At 69.3% G+C, this 21,664-nt stretch carries 22 protein-coding genes; 15 read left to right on the forward strand and 7 right to left on the reverse strand.

What is annotated here, in order from left to right:
- The first annotated feature begins 219 nt into the window (after nt 1-219).
- Complete coding sequence (locus ACIQK6_RS06520) at nt 220-885, forward strand: class I SAM-dependent methyltransferase (protein ID WP_326746972.1); 666 nt, start codon at nt 220-222, stop codon at nt 883-885.
- A 105-nt stretch (nt 886-990) separates the two neighbouring features.
- Here the strand turns inward: ACIQK6_RS06520 and ACIQK6_RS06525 are convergent, their stop codons facing one another.
- Together ACIQK6_RS06525 and ACIQK6_RS06530 are read right to left on the reverse strand one after the other, a co-directional pair.
- Entirely contained in the window at nt 991-1,851 is an 861-nt protein-coding gene (locus ACIQK6_RS06525) for a universal stress protein (protein WP_329096241.1), read from the reverse strand.
- Complete coding sequence (locus ACIQK6_RS06530; protein WP_329096242.1) at nt 1,848-2,750, reverse strand: universal stress protein; 903 nt, start codon at nt 2,748-2,750, stop codon at nt 1,848-1,850. The genes ACIQK6_RS06525 and ACIQK6_RS06530 overlap by 4 nt, the downstream gene beginning before the upstream one ends.
- Before the next feature lie 262 nt (nt 2,751-3,012).
- On the opposite strand from ACIQK6_RS06530, the gene ACIQK6_RS06535 reads away from it, so the two are divergent.
- The 12 genes from ACIQK6_RS06535 (at nt 3,013) to ACIQK6_RS06590 (ending at nt 14,100) form a co-directional block, all read left to right on the forward strand.
- Complete coding sequence (locus tag ACIQK6_RS06535) at nt 3,013-3,708, forward strand: CBS domain-containing protein (protein WP_329096243.1); 696 nt, start codon at nt 3,013-3,015, stop codon at nt 3,706-3,708.
- A 121-nt stretch (nt 3,709-3,829) separates the two neighbouring features.
- Nucleotides 3,830-5,620, forward strand: a complete 1,791-nt coding sequence (acsA, locus tag ACIQK6_RS06540) for an acetate--CoA ligase (RefSeq protein WP_329096244.1) — start codon at nt 3,830-3,832, stop codon at nt 5,618-5,620.
- A 199-nt stretch (nt 5,621-5,819) separates the two neighbouring features.
- Nucleotides 5,820-6,722 carry a pyruvate dehydrogenase (acetyl-transferring) E1 component subunit alpha gene (pdhA, locus tag ACIQK6_RS06545; protein ID WP_314245525.1) on the forward strand — a complete coding sequence of 301 codons (903 nt, stop codon included), beginning with the start codon at nt 5,820-5,822 and terminating at the stop codon, nt 6,720-6,722.
- Nucleotides 6,719-7,723: an alpha-ketoacid dehydrogenase subunit beta gene (locus tag ACIQK6_RS06550; protein WP_329096246.1), complete on the forward strand. Its 1,005-nt coding sequence runs from the start codon at nt 6,719-6,721 to the stop codon at nt 7,721-7,723. The genes pdhA and ACIQK6_RS06550 overlap by 4 nt, the downstream gene beginning before the upstream one ends.
- Before the next feature lies 1 nt (nt 7,724).
- On the forward strand, nt 7,725-9,056 hold the full coding sequence (locus ACIQK6_RS06555) for a dihydrolipoamide acetyltransferase family protein (RefSeq protein ID WP_329096248.1): 1,332 nt from the start codon (nt 7,725-7,727) through the stop codon (nt 9,054-9,056).
- Nucleotides 9,053-9,304 (forward strand): acyl carrier protein, encoded by a 252-nt coding sequence (locus tag ACIQK6_RS06560; RefSeq protein ID WP_326746980.1) that lies wholly within the window; start codon nt 9,053-9,055, stop codon nt 9,302-9,304. Before ACIQK6_RS06555 ends, ACIQK6_RS06560 begins: the two co-directional genes overlap by 4 nt.
- A 109-nt stretch (nt 9,305-9,413) precedes the next feature.
- The gene (locus ACIQK6_RS06565) at nt 9,414-10,283 is read left to right on the forward strand and encodes a universal stress protein (RefSeq protein WP_402694435.1); all 870 of its coding nucleotides are present in this window, start codon (nt 9,414-9,416) and stop codon (nt 10,281-10,283) included.
- A gap of 27 nt (nt 10,284-10,310) precedes the next feature.
- Nucleotides 10,311-10,997: a CBS domain-containing protein gene (locus tag ACIQK6_RS06570; RefSeq protein ID WP_329096253.1), complete on the forward strand. Its 687-nt coding sequence runs from the start codon at nt 10,311-10,313 to the stop codon at nt 10,995-10,997.
- Nucleotides 10,998-11,237: 240 nt separating this feature from the next.
- Nucleotides 11,238-11,843: a CBS domain-containing protein gene (locus ACIQK6_RS06575; RefSeq protein ID WP_329096254.1), complete on the forward strand. Its 606-nt coding sequence runs from the start codon at nt 11,238-11,240 to the stop codon at nt 11,841-11,843.
- 12 nt (nt 11,844-11,855) lie between these two features.
- Complete coding sequence (locus ACIQK6_RS06580; RefSeq protein WP_329096256.1) at nt 11,856-12,482, forward strand: CBS domain-containing protein; 627 nt, start codon at nt 11,856-11,858, stop codon at nt 12,480-12,482.
- A 9-nt stretch (nt 12,483-12,491) separates the two neighbouring features.
- Nucleotides 12,492-13,148: a CBS domain-containing protein gene (locus ACIQK6_RS06585; protein ID WP_030648547.1), complete on the forward strand. Its 657-nt coding sequence runs from the start codon at nt 12,492-12,494 to the stop codon at nt 13,146-13,148.
- Nucleotides 13,149-13,224: 76 nt separating this feature from the next.
- A complete protein-coding gene (locus ACIQK6_RS06590; protein ID WP_329096257.1) occupies nt 13,225-14,100 on the forward strand; it encodes a universal stress protein in 876 nt (291 codons plus the stop codon).
- Nucleotides 14,101-14,127: 27 nt separating this feature from the next.
- Here the strand turns inward: ACIQK6_RS06590 and ACIQK6_RS06595 are convergent, their stop codons facing one another.
- On the reverse strand, nt 14,128-14,547 hold the full coding sequence (locus ACIQK6_RS06595) for a CBS domain-containing protein (protein ID WP_329096259.1): 420 nt from the start codon (nt 14,545-14,547) through the stop codon (nt 14,128-14,130).
- Between the two features lie 330 nt (nt 14,548-14,877).
- Between ACIQK6_RS06595 and ACIQK6_RS06600 the strand changes: the two genes are divergently transcribed.
- Entirely contained in the window at nt 14,878-15,753 is an 876-nt protein-coding gene (locus ACIQK6_RS06600; protein WP_329096261.1) for a universal stress protein, read from the forward strand.
- Nucleotides 15,754-15,780: 27 nt separating this feature from the next.
- On the forward strand, nt 15,781-16,770 hold the full coding sequence (locus ACIQK6_RS06605) for an Acg family FMN-binding oxidoreductase (RefSeq protein WP_329096263.1): 990 nt from the start codon (nt 15,781-15,783) through the stop codon (nt 16,768-16,770).
- 73 nt (nt 16,771-16,843) lie between these two features.
- On the opposite strand, the gene ACIQK6_RS06610 is transcribed toward ACIQK6_RS06605, so the two are convergent.
- The 4 genes from ACIQK6_RS06610 to ACIQK6_RS06625 all read right to left on the reverse strand — a co-directional run bounded on the left by ACIQK6_RS06610 (nt 16,844) and on the right by ACIQK6_RS06625 (nt 21,664).
- Complete coding sequence (locus tag ACIQK6_RS06610; RefSeq protein WP_329096264.1) at nt 16,844-18,319, reverse strand: AAA family ATPase; 1,476 nt, start codon at nt 18,317-18,319, stop codon at nt 16,844-16,846.
- A 103-nt stretch (nt 18,320-18,422) separates the two neighbouring features.
- Nucleotides 18,423-19,298, reverse strand: a complete 876-nt coding sequence (locus ACIQK6_RS06615) for a universal stress protein (protein WP_329096266.1) — start codon at nt 19,296-19,298, stop codon at nt 18,423-18,425.
- Nucleotides 19,299-19,484: 186 nt separating this feature from the next.
- On the reverse strand, nt 19,485-20,849 hold the full coding sequence (locus ACIQK6_RS06620) for a Ni/Fe hydrogenase subunit alpha (RefSeq protein WP_402694436.1): 1,365 nt from the start codon (nt 20,847-20,849) through the stop codon (nt 19,485-19,487).
- Nucleotides 20,846-21,664 carry an oxidoreductase gene (locus ACIQK6_RS06625; RefSeq protein WP_329096269.1) on the reverse strand — a complete coding sequence of 273 codons (819 nt, stop codon included), beginning with the start codon at nt 21,662-21,664 and terminating at the stop codon, nt 20,846-20,848. The genes ACIQK6_RS06620 and ACIQK6_RS06625 overlap by 4 nt, the downstream gene beginning before the upstream one ends.

Raw genomic sequence — 21,664 nt, forward strand, 5'->3', positions numbered from 1 at the left:
GGGAGGACCCGAACGAAGGCGCCCAATGGGCACGCCTTCCCGCCCCGGGCGCCACCGCAAGAGTCGGCTCTTCACCACAGAAGTTGTGCCGGAAGCCGAGTGCCGACAGCAATGACGGCCGTGGCACAGCAGGTGGGCGCGGTGACGACATGGTGTCCCTCTAGGGTGGCCTCGCGGGCCGATTGAGGCGACGCCGACCTTGGTGAGGAGGGCGTCAGCATGTCGGAGCGGGAGCAGGGGCTGGGCGACGTTCAGCGTGCGCACTGGCAGCAGACCTACGGCCGGCATCCCGGCATGTACGGGGAGGAGCCATCCGATCCGGCGATCCACGCCGCTGCCGTCTTCGGGGCCGCCGGCGCCCGGAAGGTGCTGGAGCTGGGTGCCGGCCATGGCCGTGACGCGCTGTACTTTGCCCGCCAGGGATTCTCCGTGTTGGCCACCGACTTCAGCCCAGTGGGTCTGGAACAGCTGCGTGAAGCCGCCGCGGCCCAGGACGTCACGGAGCGGGTCACCACAGCGGTCCACGACGTCCGCGATCCTCTGCCGCTCGCGGACGCCTCGGTGGATGCCGTGTTCGCCCACATGCTGCTCTGCATGGCACTGTCCACCCAGGAGATCCACGCCCTGGTCGCCGAGGTGCGACGGGTACTGCGGCCGGGCGGAGTGTTCGTCTACACCGTCCGCCACACTGGGGACGCCCACTACCAGGCCGGTGCCGGGCACGGAGACGACATCTGGGAACACGGCGGCTTCGCCGTCCACTTCTTCTCCCGCGACCTGGTCGACGCCCTCGCCGGAAGCTGGACTCTGGTCGAGGTCGCCGCCGTCGAGGAAGGCGGCCTCCCCCGGCGGCTGTGGCGCGTCACGCAGACCGTCCCTCGGTGAGTACCGCCTGAAGGCTCAGCGCTGTCCGATCTCGGGTTCCGGTTCGGCTTCGTCGTACCGCTCCGATGCTCGGTGCACCCGACGGCGGGCGTCGTCACGCAGTCCTCACCGCACGGGGACCGTGATCACCGGGCAGTGCGCCCGGTGCAGCAGCCCGTGGACAACCGATCCGAGTCGCATGCCCGTGTAACCTCCCTTGCCACGACGGCCCACGACCACGGCGAGGGCGTGCTCGGCGGCACCGGCGAGCTCCTCCACCGGGTGCCCGGACAGCACCTCGTGCGTCAACACGACGTCCGGGTACTCCTGCGACCAGCCTGCCGTCGTCTCGGACAGCATGCGTCGTTGCCCTTGGAGCGCGGCCTCCTCGTCGTGGTGCAGGAAGAGCGGGGGCTCCCACACCGACACGGCACGCAGCCTGGCCCCCCTGAGGTCGGCCTCTTCGAATGCCAGCGCGAGGGCCGCCTTCGAGGAATCGCTCCCGTCAATGCCCACCACCAGGTAGGGCGGCTGTTGCGTGACGTGCTCGGCGTCGCCCACGACAATGACCGGACACTGCGCCTGGGCGCTGACGGGAACAACCAGGGAACCGGCGCTGAGGAACTCCGAAGTCCGGCTCAGGTGACGGGAGCCGAGCACGATCATGCGGGCCCGCCTCGACAGGCGACCGATCTCCGGGGCGGGGAACCCCTCGACGAGATCCACGACCGATTCGACCTCCGGGTGTCGCTCCCTGCTCCAGGCGGCAGCCTCGCCGAGGGCGTCTGAGACCACCTGATGCAAGGCGATGCTACGCGGTGTGTCGTCGACGTGTTGCGTGTCGTGTTGAGGAGGTACGGCTACGACGAGTCGCAGCCGTAGCCGGCGTCGCCCGGCCTCGTCCACCGCCCAGGCCAGGGGAAGACGCCAGTCCCTGGCCGGGTCGATGCCCACGACGATCTCCTCGTGTTCGCCCGCGTCGCTCACGATTCGCTCCCGTTCTCGTCCGTGTGGCGCGGAATGAGCTCTACGGGGCAGTGGGCATGATGGACGAGGCTGTGCGTGACCCGTCCGAGGGTGGGCCCGAGGTAGCTGGGTGCCCTTCGGCCGCCCATCACCAGCAGGTCCGCCCGGCGCGAAGCCTCGACCAGGACAGAAGCCACTGACGTGCTCTTCTCCGCGTCACCCTGCACGGCCAGGTCCGGAAACTCCTGGCGCACCCGGTCCGCCACCGCGTTCAGGTGATGGACCTGCTCGTTGGCGATTTCCTCCACGTCGTCGAGCAGGGTCACGACCTCGCCGACGGACTGCAGGATGTTCCACACGTGCAGCAGCCGCAGTGAGCCCTCGCGGATCTGTGCCTCGCGTGCGGCGTACCGTGCGCAATCGAGGTCGTGCTCGTCACGGACGGCGGCGAGCACCGCGCCCGTCCCAGCGCCGTTCTCGGTGCCCCTGACGATGATGACGGGCGTCTTCGCCCCCGCTGCGACCTTGAGGCCGACCGATCCGAGCATGAGGGAGCTGAAACCGCCCAGCCCCCGGCTGCCGACCACGATGGTGCCGTCGGGGCCCGCGGCCTGGTGGAGGCTCGGGACCGGTGCCCTGCGGCTGAACTCGGCGTTGACTTGCAGGCCGGGAAACCGCTCCGTGACTGCGGCCACCGTGGCATCCAGTAGTTCCCGGCCTGCCTGGCGGACATGCTCGATGCTCTTCGCCGAGACGTAGAGGACCCGGCCGTCCGTGTCGGACCCGTGCACGATGCGCAGCGGGCACTCCCGGCGTGCGGCCTCCTCCGCCGCCCAGAACGCTGCCCACCGGGCCGGTTCGGAGCCGTCGACACCGACGACGACGGTGCCGAGTTCCGAGCTGCTCGTGGTGCCTTCCATGGTTCCTCCTCAGGGAGCCGCCAGGGGTCGGGGTCTCAGGTCGGCTCTTCTGACTTCTCGGTCAGGACGGCCCTTCAGTACCTGGCAGGGACCGGTGGTCCTGGTTCATGCAATCCCGCGCCGCAGGTGCGGCACAGGTCCGATCGGGCCCGGCTCCGGACCATTCGGCCCTCCTCGTCTCTTGGCATGGGGCGGATCGTGGTTTTAGGCGTCCTCCGGCGTTCCCGTCCGGGTGGATCGCCGTGACGGCAGGAGGTGCCTCATGAAGCACATCAAGGTCGGAGACCTGATGACCGACGAGGTCGTCTCGGTCATGACGTCCACCCCTTTCAAGGATGTCGCGAAGCTGCTCGCTCAGCACGACATCAGCGGACTGCCGGTCCTCGACGACGAGGACCGGGTGCTCGGCATCGTCTCCGAGAGCGACCTGATCGGCCTCGCAGCCGCCGATCACGCACCGGTGGGCGAGGAGCCCGATACCGGCCGGGGCGGGGCCCCATTCCCGTCCGAGGTGACCTTCACCGCTGGTGAGGCCATGTCCGCACCGGCGGTGACGGTTCACGCGGACGAGACCGCGGCAGGAGCCGCCCGACTGATGGCCCGCCGCGGCGTCGAGCGACTGCCGGTCGTGGACGACGAGGACCGACTCGTCGGCATCGTCACCCGCCGTGACCTGCTCTGGCTCTTCCTGCGACCGGACTCGGAGATACGTCACCGCGTAGTCGCGGACATACTCGTGGACACGATGGGGCTGAGCGCCGATGCGGTCACCGTCCACGTGGTCGACGGCATCGTGACACTGGAGGGCCGGCTGGAGAAACAGAGCCAGATTCCGGTCCTGATCCACCTCACCAGCCAGCTGGACGGTGTGGTCGCAGTCGCCTCCCGCCTGGCGGCCACCCACGATGGCTCCCTACCCACCCCACCGCACCGCACCGCCTACGGGATGTCCCTGTAACGGCGACGTCCCGTGTCGCCCATCCGGGGGAATCGCCGACGCCCGCTCGCTGCGTTTACGGCCGTCACCCGACGTGACGCTGTCTCCTTGATGGTTCCAAGGCAAGGAGAAGGACCCGGCCATGGATTACTCGATCATCCGCAAGCAGCCCGGCCCCGGTGTCGTCTTCATGCTCCAGGACTACGAGCGGGCCCGCGCGGACTTCAACTGGGAAACGGCCAGGTCCTTGCTGTCCGGGCTGCCTGGAGGCGGGCTGAACATCGGCTACGAGGCCGTCGACCGGCACCTGGCGGCAGGCCGGGGCGGGCGGGAAGCACTCCGCTGCATCGCACCCGACGACACCGTCACCCGCCTCACCTACGCCGAGCTCGGAGGCCTCACCGGTCGCTTCGCCAACGTCCTCACCTCCCTGGGCGTGGACCGACAAGAGAGGGTTTTCACCCTCTTGGGCCGCTGCCCCGAGCTGTACACGACCGTCTTGGGCACGCTGCGCAGCGCACGCGTGCTGTGCCCGCTCTTCTCGGCCTTCGGCCCCGAGCCCGTGCGCCAGCGGCTGGAGCTGGGCGATGCCCGGGTCCTTGTCACCACCGAGGCGCTGTACCGGCGCAAGGTCGAGGAGAACAGGCACCGCTTGCCTCATCTGGACCATGTCCTGCTCGTGGGTCCGGTTACCGATCCGCCGCCTGGCACGCTCTCCTTCGCCGCACTCATGGACGAGGCTCCGGAGGAGTACACGGTGCCGGCCACCGATCCGGAGGACATAGCGCTGCTGCACTTCACCAGCGGTACGACCGGTACCCCGAAGGGCGCGGTCCACGTGCACGAAGCGGTTGTGGCCCACCACGCAACGGCGGCCTTCGCGCTCGATCTGCGCCGGGAGGACGTGTACTGGTGTACGGCGGACCCGGGATGGGTGACCGGTACCTCGTACGGGATCATCGCCCCGCTCACGCACGGCGCGACCGTCGTGGTCGACGAAGGGGACTTCGACGTCCACCGCTGGTACCGCATCCTCGACAACCATCGGGTCACCGTCTGGTACACGGCACCGACCGCCATCCGCATGCTCATGCGTGCAACCCCCAGGGACGGCACCCGAGATCTGCCCGGGCCGTACGACCTGTCGGCTCTGCGCTTCATCGCAAGCGTGGGTGAACCGCTCAACCCGGAAGCCGTCCTGTGGGGGCAGGAGGTACTCGGCCTGCCGATCCACGACAACTGGTGGCAGACGGAGACCGGGGCGATCATGATCGCCAACTTCGCGGCCAGCGACATCCGGCCCGGCTCCATGGGACGGCCTCTGCCCGGTGTGGAGGCCGCGTTGCTCGAACGCGGCGAGGACGGACGCGCCGAGGTCGCGGGAGGCCGCGTTCGGGTCATCACCGGGGCGGGCGTCGAGGGAGAGCTGGCGCTGCGTCCGGGCTGGCCCTCCATGTTCCGGGGCTATCTGAACGAGGAGGCCCGTTACCGGGCCTGCTTCGCAGACGGCTGGTACCTCACGGGCGATCTTGCGAAACGCGACGAGGACGGGTGGTTCTGGTTCGTCGGCCGCGCCGACGACGTCATCAAGTCGGCAGGACACCTCATCGGACCGTTCGAGGTGGAGAGCGCGCTGATGGAGCATCCCGCGGTCGCGGAGGCCGGTGTGATCGGCCGCCCGGACCCGGTCGTGGGAGCTGTCGTCAAGGCATACGTCTCCCTCCGTCCCGGGCTCTCCCCCGACGCGTCCCTCAAGCGAGAACTTTTGGCGTTCGCACGCAGGCGGCTGGGCCCCGCGGTGGCGCCCAGAGAGATCGAGTTCGAGCAGAACCTCCCCAAGACGCGCAGCGGCAAGGTGATGCGCCGCCTGCTGCGCGCCCGGGAACTGGGATTGCCCGAAGGTGATCTGTCCACGCTGGAGACCCCCGGATGACCCGCTCGTGAGAGAAGGCGGAACCATGAGCACCACCCCGCAGCCCGAAGGAAAGGCCCGGAGCGCAGCACGCAGGAGCGGGCACAGGAAGGGACCCGCCACTGCCGCCCGCGGCACTCCCGACGGGCATCCCGCACCCGGGCACCACCTGTCCCTGCTCCGCCGGATGCTTGCCATCAGACGGTTCGAGGAAAGGTGCGTGGAGCTCTACAGCGGCGCGAAGATCCGTGGGTTCGTCCACCTCTACATCGGTGAGGAAGCCGTCGCCGTGGGCGTCAACCAGGCACTGCGCGAGGAGGACGCGGTGGTCTCCACCTACCGCGAACACGGGCATGCCCTGGCTCGCGGAGTTTCCGCCGACGCCGTGATGGCCGAGATGTACGGCAGGGCCACCGGCTGCAGCCGCGGACGCGGCGGCTCGATGCACCTGTTCGACGCCACGCACCGCTTCTACGGGGGCAACGCGATCGTGGCCGGCGGCCTGCCCCTGGCTGCCGGACTCGCACTCGCCGACCGGATGCGCGGCAGCACCCGCGTCACCTGCTGTTTCTTCGGGGACGGAGCTTTCGCCGAAGGCGAGTTCCACGAGACGGCCAACCTCGCGGCCCTGTGGCGGCTACCCCTACTGCTGGTCTGCGAGAACAACTTGTACGCCATGGGCACGAGCCTGGCCCGGGAGCACGCCCAGACCAACCTCGCCATGCGTGCCGCCTCCTACGGAATGCCCGCGTGGACGGTCGACGGCATGGACGTCCTCGCCGTCGAAGCGGCCGCACTCAGGGCGGCGGAGTCCGTGCGCGCAGGCAACGGACCGCACTTCCTCGAGGCACAGACCTACCGGTTCCGCGCCCACTCCATGTACGACCCTGACCGGTACCGGGCCAAGTCCGAGATCGAGGAATGGAAGGGACGCGACCCCCTCAAAGGACTGGCCGAACTGATGCGTTCCGAAGGGCAGCTCGACGACCGGGTGATGGAAGAACTCGACAAGGAAGTACTCGCCGAGATCGACCAGTCCGTACAGCGGGCCGAGAAGGCCCCGCTCGAACCGGTCTCGGACCTGCTCCGCTTCGTCACGAGCGAAACCGGGGGCGCGGCATGAGCACACGGAAGGCACCGACCGGGACTTCCCGGCCGACTACCTATCGGGAGGCGCTCCGTGAGGGGCTACGCGAAGCCCTGCTGCAGGACGAACGGGTCTTCCTCATGGGCGAGGACGTGGGCCGGTACGGCGGATGCTTCGGCGTCAGCCTGGGCCTGCTCGAAGAGTTCGGACCTGACCGTATCCGCGACACGCCTTTGTCCGAATCCGGATTCGTCGGCGCGGGCATCGGCGCCGCACTCGGCGGGATGCGGCCCGTGGTCGAGATCATGACCGTCAATTTCAGTCTCCTGGCCCTGGACCAGATCCTCAACAACGCGGCCACACTGCTCCACATGTCGGGCGGGCAGCTGAGCGTCCCCGTCGTGATCCGCATGACCACCGGGGCAGGCCGACAGCTCGGCGCCCAGCACTCCCACAGCCTCGAAGGCTGGTACGCCCACATCCCCGGCATCAGGGTGCTGGCACCCGCGACGGTCGACGACGCGCGCCACATGCTCGCAGCCGCCCTCGCGGACCCCGATCCGGTGCTGCTCTTCGAACACGGCAGTCTCTACAACGCGGAGGGCTCGCTGGACGCCACCGTTGATGCCGTCGATCTCGACACGGCGGCCGTACGCCGGCCGGGTACGGACGTCTCGGTGATCACGTACGGCGGCTCCCTGCCGAAGGCCATGGCCGCAGCGGAAACCCTTGCCGGGGAGGGCATCAGCGCAGAGGTCGTGGACCTACGCACCCTGCGCCCCCTCGACGACGCCACCGTCATGGCGTCCGTCGGCCGAACCCACCGGGCCGTGATCGTCGACGAGGCATGGCGCAGCGGCAGCCTGGCCGCGGAAATCTCGTCCCGCATCACCGAGCAGGCGTTCTACGAGCTCGATGCCCCCGTTCAGCGCGTATGCAGCGCGGAGGTCCCCATTCCCTATGCCCGGCAGCTCGAAGAAGCGGCGCTTCCCCAGCCCGCGACCATCGTGGACGCCGTTCGTCGGGCGGTGAGCTGACATGGCCGACTTCACCATGCCCTCCCTCGGCGCGGACATGGACGAGGGCACCCTCGTGGAATGGCTGGTAGGACCCGGTGACACCGTCACGAAGGGCGATGTCGTCGCCGTCGTGGAGACGGCGAAGTCGACGATCGAAGTCGAATGCTTCGACTCGGGAACGGTCGGTGCACTCCTCGTCGACCCAGGGACCACCGTGCCGGTCGGCACACGGATGGCCGTCATCAACACGGAAACTGAGCCTCCGGCCGCCGTCCCTGCCCCTGCCACTCCTTCTGCGAAGCAGCCGACGGCCCCGGCCTCCGAACTGCAAGCCGTTCCGGGCCGCACCACAACCGGGGGCGGGGACACCGTGTCCACTCCCCTGGTGAGGCACTTGGCCGAGCGGAAGGGCATCGACCTGTCGTCCGTGCACGGTTCCGGCAAGGGCGGTCGGATCACCCGTTCCGACGTGGAGCACGCGCCAGCCGACGGGCCACATCGGGTGAAGGCCTCGCCGCTCGCCCGCAGGATGGCCCAGTCGTCGGGCATCGACCTGAGCGCCCTGCGGGGAACCGGACAGGGCGGCACGATCCGGGCCGACGACGTACGGGCCGCCACGGCGGGCCCTCCGGCCCGTACGGTCGAAAGCCACGCACAGGCGCGCCCGTCTTCGGCGACGGCCGAGCCCGCGTATCCGGCGCGTGCGGCGATCGCGGCTCTGATGAGCCGTGCCAACCGCGAGATCCCCCACTACTACTTGTCGACGAAGATCGATCTGGCCGCCGCGATGGCATGGATGCGCGACCGGAATGCCGACAGGCCCGTGGCGGAACGGCTCGTACCAGCGGCCCTGCTGCTCAAATCGGTTGCCCTGGCTGCACGCCAAGTACCGGAACTGAACGGTTACTGGAAGGACGAAGCGTTCGTCCCCTCGCACACCGTGCGACTCGGTGTCGCGGTGTCCCTGCGCGGTGGCGGCCTGGTCGCGCCGGCGCTGACCGACGCCGACACGATGCCGCTGCCAGAGCTCATGGCGACGCTGAAGGGACTGGTCTCGCGGGCGCGTGGCGGCCGACTGCGGGCCTCGGAGACCGCCGACCCGACGCTGACCGTGACCAACCTCGGTGATCAGGGGGTGGAGACGGTCTTCGGGGTGATCTACCCGCCGCAGGTCGCACTCGTCGGTCTGGGGCGTGTCATCGAGCAGCCGGTAGCCGTGAACGGGATGCTCACGGTGCACCCGACCGTCACGGCCACGCTCTCCGCCGACCACCGTGCGAGCGACGGTGCGACCGGGGCGCGATTCCTGACGTCCATCGACCGCCTGCTCCAACGACCGGAGGAACTGTGAACCGTGACGAGGCCCTCGTACTGATCAAGAACGTGCTGACAGACGTGGTTCCCGGCGCCGACGCGGCGGTTCTCTCGCAGGACGAGAACTTCCGGGACCACCTGGAGATGGACTCGCTCGACTTCCTCAACTTCATCGAGGCGCTGAGCGAGCGTACCGGTCTCGCCCTGCCCGAGACCGACTATCCGGCGTTGAACACCCTGGACGGCTGCGCCGACTACGTCGCCTCACGCTCCTCCGTGGAGTAGCGGGGGCTGTTCGGTCCCACATGGGGCCACTCGGCCCCTCCTCGGTCGCCGCGCCGCAGGTGACGCTGGAAGAGGGCCACGGTCCTGCGGCACCCAAGGAGGTCTCGCCATGAAGCACCATGTGACCGTCGGCGTCGACGGCTCTCCCGAGAGCCGGGCCGCGGCCCGTTGGGGCGCCCGGGAAGCGGTCCTGCGGGAAGTGCCGCTGAGGCTCGTCCACGCTGTCGACTGGCTGATCAGCCCCTCGGTACCGGCGCCGGGCCGCGAAGCGGCCGACCGTTGGGCCGACGAGGCGCTCACCGATGCGGCGGAGGACGTGCGACGTCGGCATCCCGGGCTGGAGGTCTCGACCAGATGCCTTTCCGGCAGGCCGGCGGCAGCCCTGGCCGCGGAGGCGGCCGACGCCGGGCTGCTCGTACTCGGCTCCCGCGGTGTGGGAGGGCTGGTGGGATTCCTCATCGGCTCGGTGAGTTTGTCGACACTCGTGGCCACCGAGACGCCGGTGGTGCTCGTCCGCGTGTCGGACGCGCCCGAGGCGGCCCAGCCCGCCCGCTACGGGCAAATCGTCCTGGGCGTCGATATCCACGAGGCAGCGGACAAGGTACTGGCCTTCGCCTTCGAGGAGGCCGACCGTCGCGGCTGCGCCCTGCGTGCGATCCACGGCTGGAAGATGCCGTCCATGTACCAGTACGCGCCCTTCTTCGACCCGGAGAACGAGCGGGAGATCGGCCGGACCATCACCGTGATGCTCGACGAGATGCTGATGCCGTGGCGGCACAAGTTCCCGTCCGTGAGCGTCACCCACGAGGCGTTCGAGGGGCCCGCACCCGAGCAGCTCGTCCGGGCCGCGGCAAGCGCGGACCTGATCGTCGTGGGTCGCCGCCTGCGCCGCTCACCTCTGGGCGTGCATCTGGGGTCCGTGGCTCATGCGGTCCTGCACCACGCCGCTGCGCCCGTCGCGTTCATCGCTCACGGCTGACGGCCCCATTCACAAGGAGATCGGACCATGTCTCACCGCACTGTCGCAGACGTCATGACCCGGAACGTGGCCACGGCGAGCCCCGAAGCGTCACTCAAAACGGTCGCCCGGAGCCTCAACGACAACGGGGTCTCGGCCCTGCCCATCGTGGACACCCGTCGCCACCCGATCGGCATCGTCTCCGAAGCCGACCTGCTCCGCAGGCAGGCCGGGCTGCCCGACACCGAAGGACGCGACCCCATGCACGCCACGTCGTCCATAGACCGTGTCTCGATGGGCGCCCGGACCGCCGGCGATCTGATGTCCACTCCCGTCCTGACCGCCCGGCCGGAGTGGGGCATCGTCGAGACGGCCCGCTTCCTGCACGAGCGAGGCGTCAAGCGCCTGCCGGTGGTCGACGAGACCGGAACCCTGGTGGGCATCGTCAGCCGCACCGACCTGCTGCGCCCCATGCTCCGCAACGATGACGCCATCCGCGACGAGATCGTCGACGACGTACTGGGCCGGACCCTCAGGATGACCCCGGGAGGCGTTGCGGTGACTGTAAGCGAAGGGGTCGTCTCGTTGAGCGGCCGGGTCGAGGAGCGGTCGACCATTCCGGTTGTCGAACGACTGTGCCGGTCGGTCGACGGGGTCGTCAGCGTGGACCAATCCCTTGGTTACGCGGTCGACGACCTGTCTCCGGTTGCCGACCCTCACGATGCCCTGCATTGAACCCTCGCGACAAAGGGCGGAAAGAGCCCACCCGCTTCTCGCGGATCCCGATCGTGCGGTGCACGGCCACCAGCCGCTTCTCCGCATCCTCTCTGGGACTCTTTCCGTCAATTTCATAAAAGCACGCCCGACACCTGGACAACAGGGCCGATCAGCCCGAAATGATCCCCTGGCGGCCCTACCGCCGTCGGGCACGGGTGTCCACGCTCGGACGTATCGGGACGCCGTTCTGGAGGCATCATGAAGCAGCTTCGCACCGTCGAGGACGTGATGACGCATGCCGTCATCTCCGTCGACCGCAGAACACCGTTCAAGGAAGTCGTGGAGGCCATGCGGCAGTGGCGGATCAGCGCCCTGCCCGTCCTGTCGGAGGAAGGACGGGTCGCCGGCGTGGTGTCCGAAGCGGATCTGCTGCTCAAGGCCCAGGGTGCGGACGAGTCCCGCGCGGTCACCGCCGGGCAGCTGATGACCGTACCCGCGGTCACCGTGACCAAGGACGCCACCATCCCCGGCGCCGCCCGCCTGATGGCCCGCGGCCACCTCAAGCGGCTGCCCGTCGTCGACGGCGACGGCCGCCTGATCGGCGTCGTCAGCCGGGGCGACCTCCTCAAGATCTATCTCCGCCCCGACGCCGACATCGCCGAGGAGCTGCGCGAACTGATCATGGCCGAGCTCATCCCCGCCGGATCCGCCATGGTGCAGGTCCACGTGGCCGACGGCATCGTGCACCTGGACGGCTCCCTTCCCGACCCGGCCCTGAAGGACGTGCTGGTGCGTGTCGCACGCACCGTACCGGGCGTCGTGGACGTCACGGCCGTGCGCCTCGATACCGAAGTCCGCACGTGAAGGAGGCCGACGATGAGGCACCGCAGCGTCGCCGACCTGATGACCCCGACAGCCGTCAGCGTCCAGCGGGGCACCCCGTTCAAGGAAATCGCCAGGCTCCTCAAGGATTTCGACATCTCCGCCGTGCCCGTGGTGGACGAGGCCGAGCGTCCCGTGGGCGTCGTCTCCGAAGCCGACCTGCTCCGCAAGCGCAGCTCCGGCAGCGGCACGAACACGGCCGCCGATCTCATGACCAGCCCCGCCATCACGGCCCGGACCGAATGGAGCGTCGTCCGCGCGGCGCGAGTCATGCGGGGTCGCCAGGTCAAGAGACTGCCCGTGGTGGACGCCGCCGGCCGACTGATCGGCATCCTGAGCCGTAGCGACCTGCTTCAGCTCTTCCTTCGCAGGGACCACGCGATCCAGGAGGAAATCCTCGAAGACGTAGTGACCCACACCCTCGGCCTCAGCCCCTCGTCGTTGACCGTCGACGTCACCGACGGGCTGGTGACCCTCAGCGGCACCGTAAGCCGACGCAGCCTGGTCCCCATCGTGCTGCGCCTGTGCCAGAGCGTCGACGGCGTCGTCGACGTGGTCAACCGGCTCGACTACGCGCAGGACGACGTGTCGGTCGGCGCCCGAACGCCCACCGAACGGTAGGAGAAGAGCATGAAACATCGGGAAGTCCGTGAGCTGATGACCCGCGAGGTCGTCACCGTCCCCAGCAACGCTCCGTTCAAGGAGATCGCCCGCACCCTGACGGAGCACAAGGTGTCAGCCGTTCCGGTCGTCGACTCTGCCGGCCGGCCGCTCGGCGTGATCTCGGAACGGGACCTGCTGCCGAAGTCCGCCGGCCAAAGCGACTACTTCCGGTCACTTCCCGAGCGGGAGGCCTGGCAGGAGGACAAGGCCGCGGGTACGCGCGCCGAGGAGCTGATGTCCTCGCCCCCTGTGTGCGCCAGACCCGACTGGACCGTCGCCGAAGCCGCCAGGTTGATGGAAGCACAAGGAGTCAAGCGGCTCCTGGTCGTGGACGACTCGGACGTACTGATCGGAATCGTCAGCCGTCGGGACCTGCTGCGGATCTTCCTCCGGGCGGACGAGGACATCCGTCACGAGATCATGGGTGACGTCCTCGAACTCGGCGTACGTCAGAGCCCCTCGGCCATCACCGTGGCCGTCACCGACGGCCGGGTCGAACTGCACGGAACCGTCGACTTCAGGAGCCTCATCCCGCTCATCGAACGCCTCTGCCGGACCGTCGACGGCGTCGTCTCCGTAACCCAGCATCTCGGATACGCCATCGACGACACGAACTCAGTCTGAAGAAGCCGCCGTGCAGCCTCGGCACGTGCGACGACCAACTCCCCGACCCATGCGGGACCCTGCCGGGAGAGCCATCATGAACGATCGAATCGTCGCCGGTCTCGACGGATCCGCGGAAAGCCTCGCGGCCGCCCGCTGGGCGGCGCGAGAGGGCCTGCTGCGCGGCGTGCCACTCCACCTCGTCCACGCCGAGGAATGGTCATCTCCCCGCGACCTCCCGATGCCGACCAGCGATGTGCGCCGTCACTGGGCCCAGGCGCTGCTGAACGAGACCGCCGACGAACTGCGCGCGAGCCACCCCGAACTGGAGGTCGGCATCCGATCGATCGACGGCAGACCGGCCGCCGAGCTCGCCAGCGTCGCAGTCGGCGCGAACATGATCGTCCTGGGCTCTCGGGGACTGGGCACCGTCACGGGCTTCGTCCTCGGTTCCGTCGGCATGGCGGTCATCCAGGCGACGGTACGGCCCGTGGTCATGGTGCGGGCGAGCGAGGACGCGGTGCCGCACCCCGACGGCCGGCACACGGCCCGTGAGCTGCTGGTGGGCGTTGACATCAGCCGACCGTGTGATGCCCTGCTCGCCTTCGCCTTCGAGGAGGCGCGGCGGCGGGCATGCACCCTTCACGTCCTGCACAGCTGGTCGCTGCCTCCCCTGGTGGGGTACGGCGCGGCGTACGATCCGAGAGTCCACGCCCAGCTCGAAATGAGCGCGGAGGCCTCTCTGCACGATGTCCTGGCGCCTTGGCGGGACAAGTACCCGGATGTCGGCGTCATCGCTCGCGCGAGCCTCGGACACGCCGCCACGGAACTCATCAGGATGGGCGCAGAGGCGGGGCTCATCGTCGTGGGCCGCCGCATCCGGCGGAGCTCAATCGGCGCGCACATCGGACCGGTCACCCATGCGGTCCTCCACCACGCCAAGGCGCCCGTCGCCGTCATCGCGCACGAATAGCGACGCCCACATGCATTCTGGTGCGGCTCACCGCTCCGCGCAGATCGTCTCGACGAAGTGACCCACCTGCTCCTCGGACAGGTGCCTGGCGAGATCGGCCTCACTGATCATGCCGACGAGGCGGTGGTCGGCGATCACCGGGACACGCCGGATCCGGTGATCCTGCATCGTCTGCAGCACCTGGCTCGTGTCAGCGCCCGCGTCGACCGTGATGGGCCTGCCCTGCGCCAGCTGTCCGGCTGTCATGTGGTGTGGGTCCTTGCCCTTGGCCAGACACTTCAGCACGATGTCACGGTCGGTAATGATGCCGTGCAGACGGTCGTCGGGCCCGCAGATCGGCAGTGCGCCGACGTCCAGTTCGCTCATCCGCCGGGCCGCGTCCATGAGCGTCTCGGTCTCCTGTACGCAGGTGGCACCGCTGTGCATGATGTCCCGCGCGGTGGTCATGGCTGCCTCCTCATACACGTCCGTACCCGTTTCCAGTCTGGGCTCGTGCTCGGCGCCCCGCTCGTCGACGCGAGATCATGGGGACATGGCTTCTCTGCGGCATGGACCAGAGCACAAGGCCTTCCGAGCTCTCGCCGGATGCCAGGCCGACCGGCAGACCTCCTGACGTGACCGGCCCTGGTTGATCAGGCCCCAGACCTCTCTCCACCGCACCAGGGGCGGGCCGGTCGGCCCCCCGAGGGGCCGACCGGCCCCTCAACAGGAGGCCGTCGGGCAGTCAGTCTGGAGTGAGCGGGAAAACTCCGATCCGCGAACAGGGAGATGGAGACCATGGCGAACCGAGTGACCGTCGGCCTCGACGGGTCCCCGGAAAGTACGGCGGCTGCCCGCTGGGCAGCCCATGAGGCCGAGCTTCGCGGTGCCTCCCTGGACCTGGTCCACGCCGAGGAATGGCTGGAGAATCCTCCCCTTCCCGTCACGACCACCGAGGAACGTCGGAGGTGGGCCGAGGCCGTCCTCCGCGACACCACCGATGAGACGCACCGCGCACATCCGTCGCTGAAGGTCGACACCCGCCGAGTGGGCGGGCTACCTTCCCTGGCCCTCGCCCGCGCCGCCGAGGAATCCGACATGCTCGTACTTGGCTCGCGCGCGCTCGGCAGCATCGCGGGTTTCCTCGTCGGATCCACCGGCGCCGCCACCGTCATCGAGGCCGTGCGCCCCGTCGTGCTGGTCCGGTCCATGGACCGCGCGGGCAATCCGCCGGACGGTACCCGCGACCGAGGGCCCATCGTGGTCGGCGTGGACATCCACCAGCCCTGTGACAAGTTGCTCGCCTTCGCCTTCGAGGAGGCCTCCCACCGCCGCTGCCCGCTCGTGATCATCCACGGCTGGTCGCCACCGCCCATCCTCAGCTACGCACCGGCGCTCGACCCCGGGGTCCAGCAGGAAATGGCCCACGGCATCACCACCACACTGGACGAGATGATCAGCCCCTGGCACGAGAAGTACCCTTCGCTGCAGGTCGACTCCCGGGCCACCATCGGACAGCCGGCGATTCAGATCCTCGACGCGGCCTCCACCGCCGCCCTCGTCGTCGTCGGCCGCCGAATCCGCCACTCCGCCTTCGGCACTCACATCGGCCCCATCACACACGCCGTGATGCACCACGCGGTCGCACCGGTCGCCGTCATCGCCCACGAGTGAAGCCCACAGCACAGGCAGGTAAGTCTCATGAACGCATCGTTTCCGGACCCGGCAGCGATTGTTCCGCTCATCGAGGACGCTGCCATGGCTCCTTCCATGCACAATGCCCAGCCTTGGAAGTTCCTCTACCGACCGGCCTCCGGGCTCATAGAGCTGTACGGCGACCCGGGCCGTGCCATGCCCCATGCCGACCCGGACCACCGCGCCCTCCATGTGGGCTGCGCCGCCGCTCTGTTCAACCTTCGAGTGTCCGCAGCCTCGGCAGGCTGGGGCGCTGACGTACGGTTGCTGCCCGACCCGGACGATCCGTGGTTGCTGGCCGCTGCCAGCCTCCGGGAACCGGGGCCCACGGACAGCGATCTCGGAACCCTGCATCCAGCCGTACGGCGACGTCACTCCAGCCGATTTCCTTTCGTGGAGGAGGAGATCCCTCCAGCACTGTTGGACGGCCTGCGAGCCGCCGCGCTTCTCGAAGGGTGTCGCCTGGCCGTACCGGACGCTTGGCACACCGACACCGTGCTGGGGCTGGTACACGACTCCGAGCATCGCGAGGAGATGGATCCCTCACTGACGGCAGAGACGATGGCGTGGACACATTCCGGCACACCGGACGAGCAGACCCGTCCCGACGGAATTCCCGTGAACGCCTTCGGTCCGAAGCACTCGGGTCGGGGTGGAGTCGTGCGCGACTTCGGTCGCTCTCGGCGCGTTCCCGGTCGTGGGTGGGCCGCCTTCGAACAGAAGCCGCAGATCGTGCTGCTGGGTACGTCGGGTGACAGGCCCAAGGACTGGCTACGAGCAGGACAGGCCCTGCAGCGGGTTCTCCTTCAAGCCACCGCCGACGGGCTGGTCACGTCCATGACCTCGCAGCCGCTCGAATGGCCCGCGCTCCGCTGGACGGTGCGCGATCCGGGCTCGGCGATGACCCACGTCCAGATGGTGATCCGGCTCGGCTACGGACCGCAGGGTCCGGCAACGCCCCGGCGCCCGGTAGCCGAGGTGCTGGACATCCGATGAGACCGGACATCGAGCTGCCGCCAGGAATTTCGTTGCCGTGAGCACGCCGCTGCACGCGGCGTCGCCACTCGCCTCAGTCCGGTTCCATGTAGGGGCGGCGGAAGACCGGGGCCTGGCCGGAACCGTACGGGCGCACGGCCGCCATCGCTTGGATGACGGCGGCCTCCAGAAGGCCGCCGGTGTCGATGGGGACGGCCTCCTCCCACGGCGGCTCCGCGGCTGCCATGGCCGTGGCCACCTCAGGGGTGGCGTCGGACGCCCCCGGGGCGCGGGTGCTCAGGCGCGCTGCCGACACCTCTCCCGGAGCCTGGCAGTGCAGGGCCACCAGGTCGGCGCTGGTGCGTTCGGCCATGCGCAGGGCGGCTTCACGCTGTCTGGCGTCGGACCAGGTGGCGTCCAGAACGACGGACTCGCCCCGGGACAGGAGGGCGGACGCCCGGTCGAGCAGCACCGCGTACGTCCTCGCGGTCCACTCGGGCGTGTACAGCCCTTCGCCGTAGCCCGCGGCCGCGGATTCCTCCGCCGGGATGCCTGCCAGCTCCTTGCGGAGACGGTCGCTGCTGAGCAGCGTGACACCGAGGCGATCGGCCAGTGCGCCGGAGAGCGTGGACTTCCCGCTGCCCGGGAGGCCGCCGACGAGGGTCAGGCTGACAGCCGAAGTGCGCAGGTGGCGCAGCGTCGTGGTGACCAGCCGGCGCGCTGCCGTCTCTGCGCCGCGAGCGCCTTGAGCTGCCTGGATCAGGGACACCTTGGCGCGGACGAACGCGCGGTAGGCGACGTAGTGGTGCCACAGAGACGGCGGTGCGGGGTCACCGGAATACTCGCCGTACTGAGCCAGGAAGAACGCCGCGGTCTCCGGGGCACCCGTCTGCTCCAGGTCCATGGCGAGGAAGGCCGCGTCGTCGAGGCCGTCGACGGAGCGAAGGCGGTCGTCGAACTCCAGGCAGTCCAGGACGCGGGGGCCGTCGTCGAGACAGAAGATGTCCTGGGCGAGCAGGTCGCCGTGGCCGTCGACCACCCGCCCCTGCTCGATACGCGCGTCGAACAGTTCCTTGCGGCCGGCGAGATAGCGCCGCACCAAGCGCTCGATCTCCTCCACCCCGTCGATCAGCTGGGCGTCGTCGGTCAGTTCCCTGACCTGCGTGAAGCTCGCTTCCCAGCGTGCGGACAGCGCGTCCCGCCTGCCTTGCTCGTCGATGTCCGGGCCGCGGGGCGCGTCCGCGTGACGGGAGGCGAGGAGGCGTGCAACGGTCCGCAGAGCGTCGTCGACGTCGGCGCCTTGGCTCACGAGCAGGGACAGGCGTCGTTCCGCCGGCATGCGGCGCATCACCACGAGGGGTTCGGGCGTGTCCACGCCGGGGCTGCGGAATTCTCCCAGCCCCAGGTAGACGTCAGGGGCGAAGCGGCGGTTGAGAGCGACTTCCTGTTCGCACGCGGTCCGCCGGGCGGCCGTGGTCGTGTAGTCGAGGAACCCCAGGTCGACCGGCTTCTTGACCTTGTAGGCGCGGTCACCGACGAAGAACAGCACGGCCGTGTGTGTCTCGCACACCTCTGCCCGCGGAAGCGGCGGAACGTCGAGGCCAGCGCCGGTCCGGAGCACGGACGCATCAGCCGGGTGCGCCGAGACCGGCGGCTCCTCGGGGTGACCCGGCTCAGTCATGGGGAATGACGGCGACGGGGCAGCGCGCGTGATGGATGGCGGCGGTGGCCACGGAACCGATTGGGGGCGCGAGGGCGGGGCGGTGCCTGCGCCGGCCGACAACCAGTAGTCCTGCACCTTCGGCGGTCCGGACCACGACCTTGGTCGGGCTTTCAAGACCGACACCGGGAGTTACCTCCACGGTCGGGAACTTCTCGCGCCAGGGGCGGAGAGCCTCACTCAGGAGCTTCTGCGCGTCCTGTCTGATCTTCTCGGTCACGTCGTGGTCCACGCCCCAGGGAGCGTGAGCGTGGAGGGGCATGCTTCGGCCATGGACGGCTTGCAGGGGAACACCCCGTTCCGCGGCGGCGGCGAAGGAGAATGCGAGCAGGTCGTCGCACGGACCGTGCAGTTTTAGCGCCACCACTACGCCGCCCGAGGCGCCTGGAGCGGACGATGTCCCCGCTTCGCGCGTCCCGGCGCGTACCAGGACCACCGGCCGCTCGGCCCGTGCCACGACGGGCATGCTGATGTCGCCCAGGAAATAGCTCTCGACGGGCTCCATCCCCCGCGAGCCGAGCACCGTCATATCGGACTCCGCTGCCGCCTTCAGCAGTGCCTCCTGGGCATCTTCGGCGACCAGATTGCCGACGATGGTCAGGCCCGGGTGGCGCGCCTGGAGCTCGGCCTTCGCGTTGTGCACGATCCGCTTCGCCCAGTAGTTCTGATCCATCTCGGCGGGAACGTGGGTCGGTTCCGGCGCCAGGAGGGGCCACGCGTGCAGCAACCGCAGCGTGAGCTTGCGGCGGGCGGCTTCGTCAGCGGCCCAACGGGCGGCGGCAAGGCTCTCGGGTGAACCGTCGAGGCCCACGGTGACGACTGGCTCCATGCACCCTGCTCCGTCTGGTAGATGACTGGAATGACCGTGAGGTATCCGTCCGGCCTGCCCGGAGCCCTGTCGTCTCCGCGCTCGCGCCGGTAGCCGTGCAGCGACCGTAGGCGGTACTCGCCGAAGCAACTACGCCAACGCGCCGAGCACACGGTCGCATGTCACCCGAGCAGCACCTGGGCGGGATCAGTGGGTGCGCTCGATGTCCAGTTCCAGGAAGTGGGCCGAACACGAGATGCACGGGTCGTGGTTGCGGACGGCCCGCTCGCACAGCCGGCTGAGCTCAGCCTCGGAGCCCTCACCCCGATCGAGACCAGCTTGGACCAGCCGACGCAGGTCCTCCTCGATGGCGCCCTGGTTCTGGGCGGTCGGCGGAACGATGCAGGCGTCGGTGACACGGCCCCCGCCGTCGAACACGTAGCCGTGGTAGAGCAGGCCGCGCGGCGCCTCCGTGGCACCGTGCCCGGTGCCGGCCCGGGCCGGCACCTCTACGTACGGGCGGGCTGGACGCTCGTACTCCGCGATGATCCGCAGGGCCTCTTCCACCGCGTACAGGACTTCCACCGCACGGACGAGGATGCTTCGGTACGGGTTCCTGCAGACCTCTCCCCGCCCGCCGTCTGCGCGCGACGGGGGGGCACCCAGCCCGGCCTCCCGTGCCGCTTGCAGGGCCAGCGGGGACAGCAGGTGACCGCTGACCGCCCAGCGGGCGAGGGAGCCGGTGAGATGCCTTCGGCCGTCCAGCCGGGAGTGGAGGGCTGTGGAGTGTGACACCTGCTCCTCGGCCACGTGGTCGGTGAAATCCCGCAGGGGGAAGCTGTGCGGCGGGAGCGTCCCGTCGTACCGGAGCACGGTGGGCACGCCGGACTCGATGGCGTAGGTGTCCTCCTCGGCGAGGGCGAGCAGGTCGGCTTCGCACTCGGCGTCCGGGAATTCGAAACCGGCAACCCAGCGCACCGTGTCCCAGGCGTCGTCGAGGGCGGTGCGCAGCCGTTCTTCCAGGGGGCGGAGTTCGGCGCGGGTCGGGGCTCTGTGGAAACCTCCGAGCCGGACGTTGACGGGGTGGATGGCCCGGCCCCCGAGCAGTTCGACCACGGCGTTGCCGGTCTGCTTCAAGCGCAGTCCGCGCTTTACGTGCTCCAGATGGGAGCGGGACAAACCGATCACGTCGTCTTCGCCGAGGAAGTCCGGTGCGTGCAGCATGTGGATGTGCAGCGTCTGGCTCTCGATCCATTCGCCGCAGTACAGCAGGCGGCGCAGGGCGGCCAGTTGTCCGTCGACGACGACGCCGCACGCGTCCTCGACGGCACGGCAGGCACTCATCTGGTAGGCGACGGGACAGATCCCGCAGATGCGGGAGGTGAGATCGGGTGGCTCCGTGTGCGCCCTGCCCCTGAGGAAGGCTTCGAAGAACCGCGGTGGCTCGTAGATCTTGAGCCGCGCCTCGATGACGGTGCCGTGGTGGATCCTCAGGTGCAGCGCGGTCTCGCCCTCGACACGGGCGAGTGAGGGGATGCGGAGCTCCTGGGACCGGGGCGTGGGATCGCTCATCCGGGGCCTTCCGCGTCGGTCGTACCGGGCTGTCCTTGCTCCTCCACGGCGGTGAAGGCGGTCACGTTGAAGGTGTGCAGGTACCTGCCGATGTCCTCCTCGCTCATCCCGTCGCGCTGCATGAGCGGGACCAGCGCGGGAAGGTTCGTGGTTCCGGCCGGCCCGAAGCAGCCGTAGCAGCCGCGCCCGTAGGTCGGGCACAGGGCTCCGCAGCCCGCGTGGGTGACGGGGCCGAGGCAGGGCATGCCGTGAGCGACGGTGACGCAGACGTTGCCGCGCCGCTTGCAGGAGAAGCAGACGCTGTGGTTCGGGATGGCGGGCTTGCGTCCGGCGAGGAACGCGGTGATGACCTCGACGAGCTGGCCGCGGTCGATGGGACAACCGCGCAGTTCGAAGTCGACGGGTACGTGGGCGGAGATCGGCGTGGAGGTCGCGAGGGTCTCGATGTACTCGGGGCGGGCGTAGACGGTCGCCAGGTACCCCTCGACATCGGCGTAGTTCCGCAGCGCCTGCACGCCGCCGGCCGTGGCGCAGGCGCCGATAGTGACGAGGTGGCGGGCATCGGCGCGGATGCGCCGGATGCGCTCCACGTGCTCGGGCGTGCTGACCGAGCCCTCGACGAGCACGAGGTCGTACGGGCCGGGCGCGGGCTCGCTGGACGCTTCCAGGAAGTGGGCGATCTCCAGTTCGGCGGCGATGCCGAGCAGTTCGTCCTCGCAGTCGAGGAGGGTGAGCTGGCAGCCGTCGCAGGAGGCGAACTTGAACACGCCGAGGCGTGGGCGGGCAGGAGGCTGGGGCGGGGCGGGGGTGCTCAT

This window comes from Streptomyces sp. NPDC091682, from assembly GCF_044756625.1.
Classification (GTDB): Bacteria; Actinomycetota; Actinomycetes; order Streptomycetales; family Streptomycetaceae; genus Streptomyces.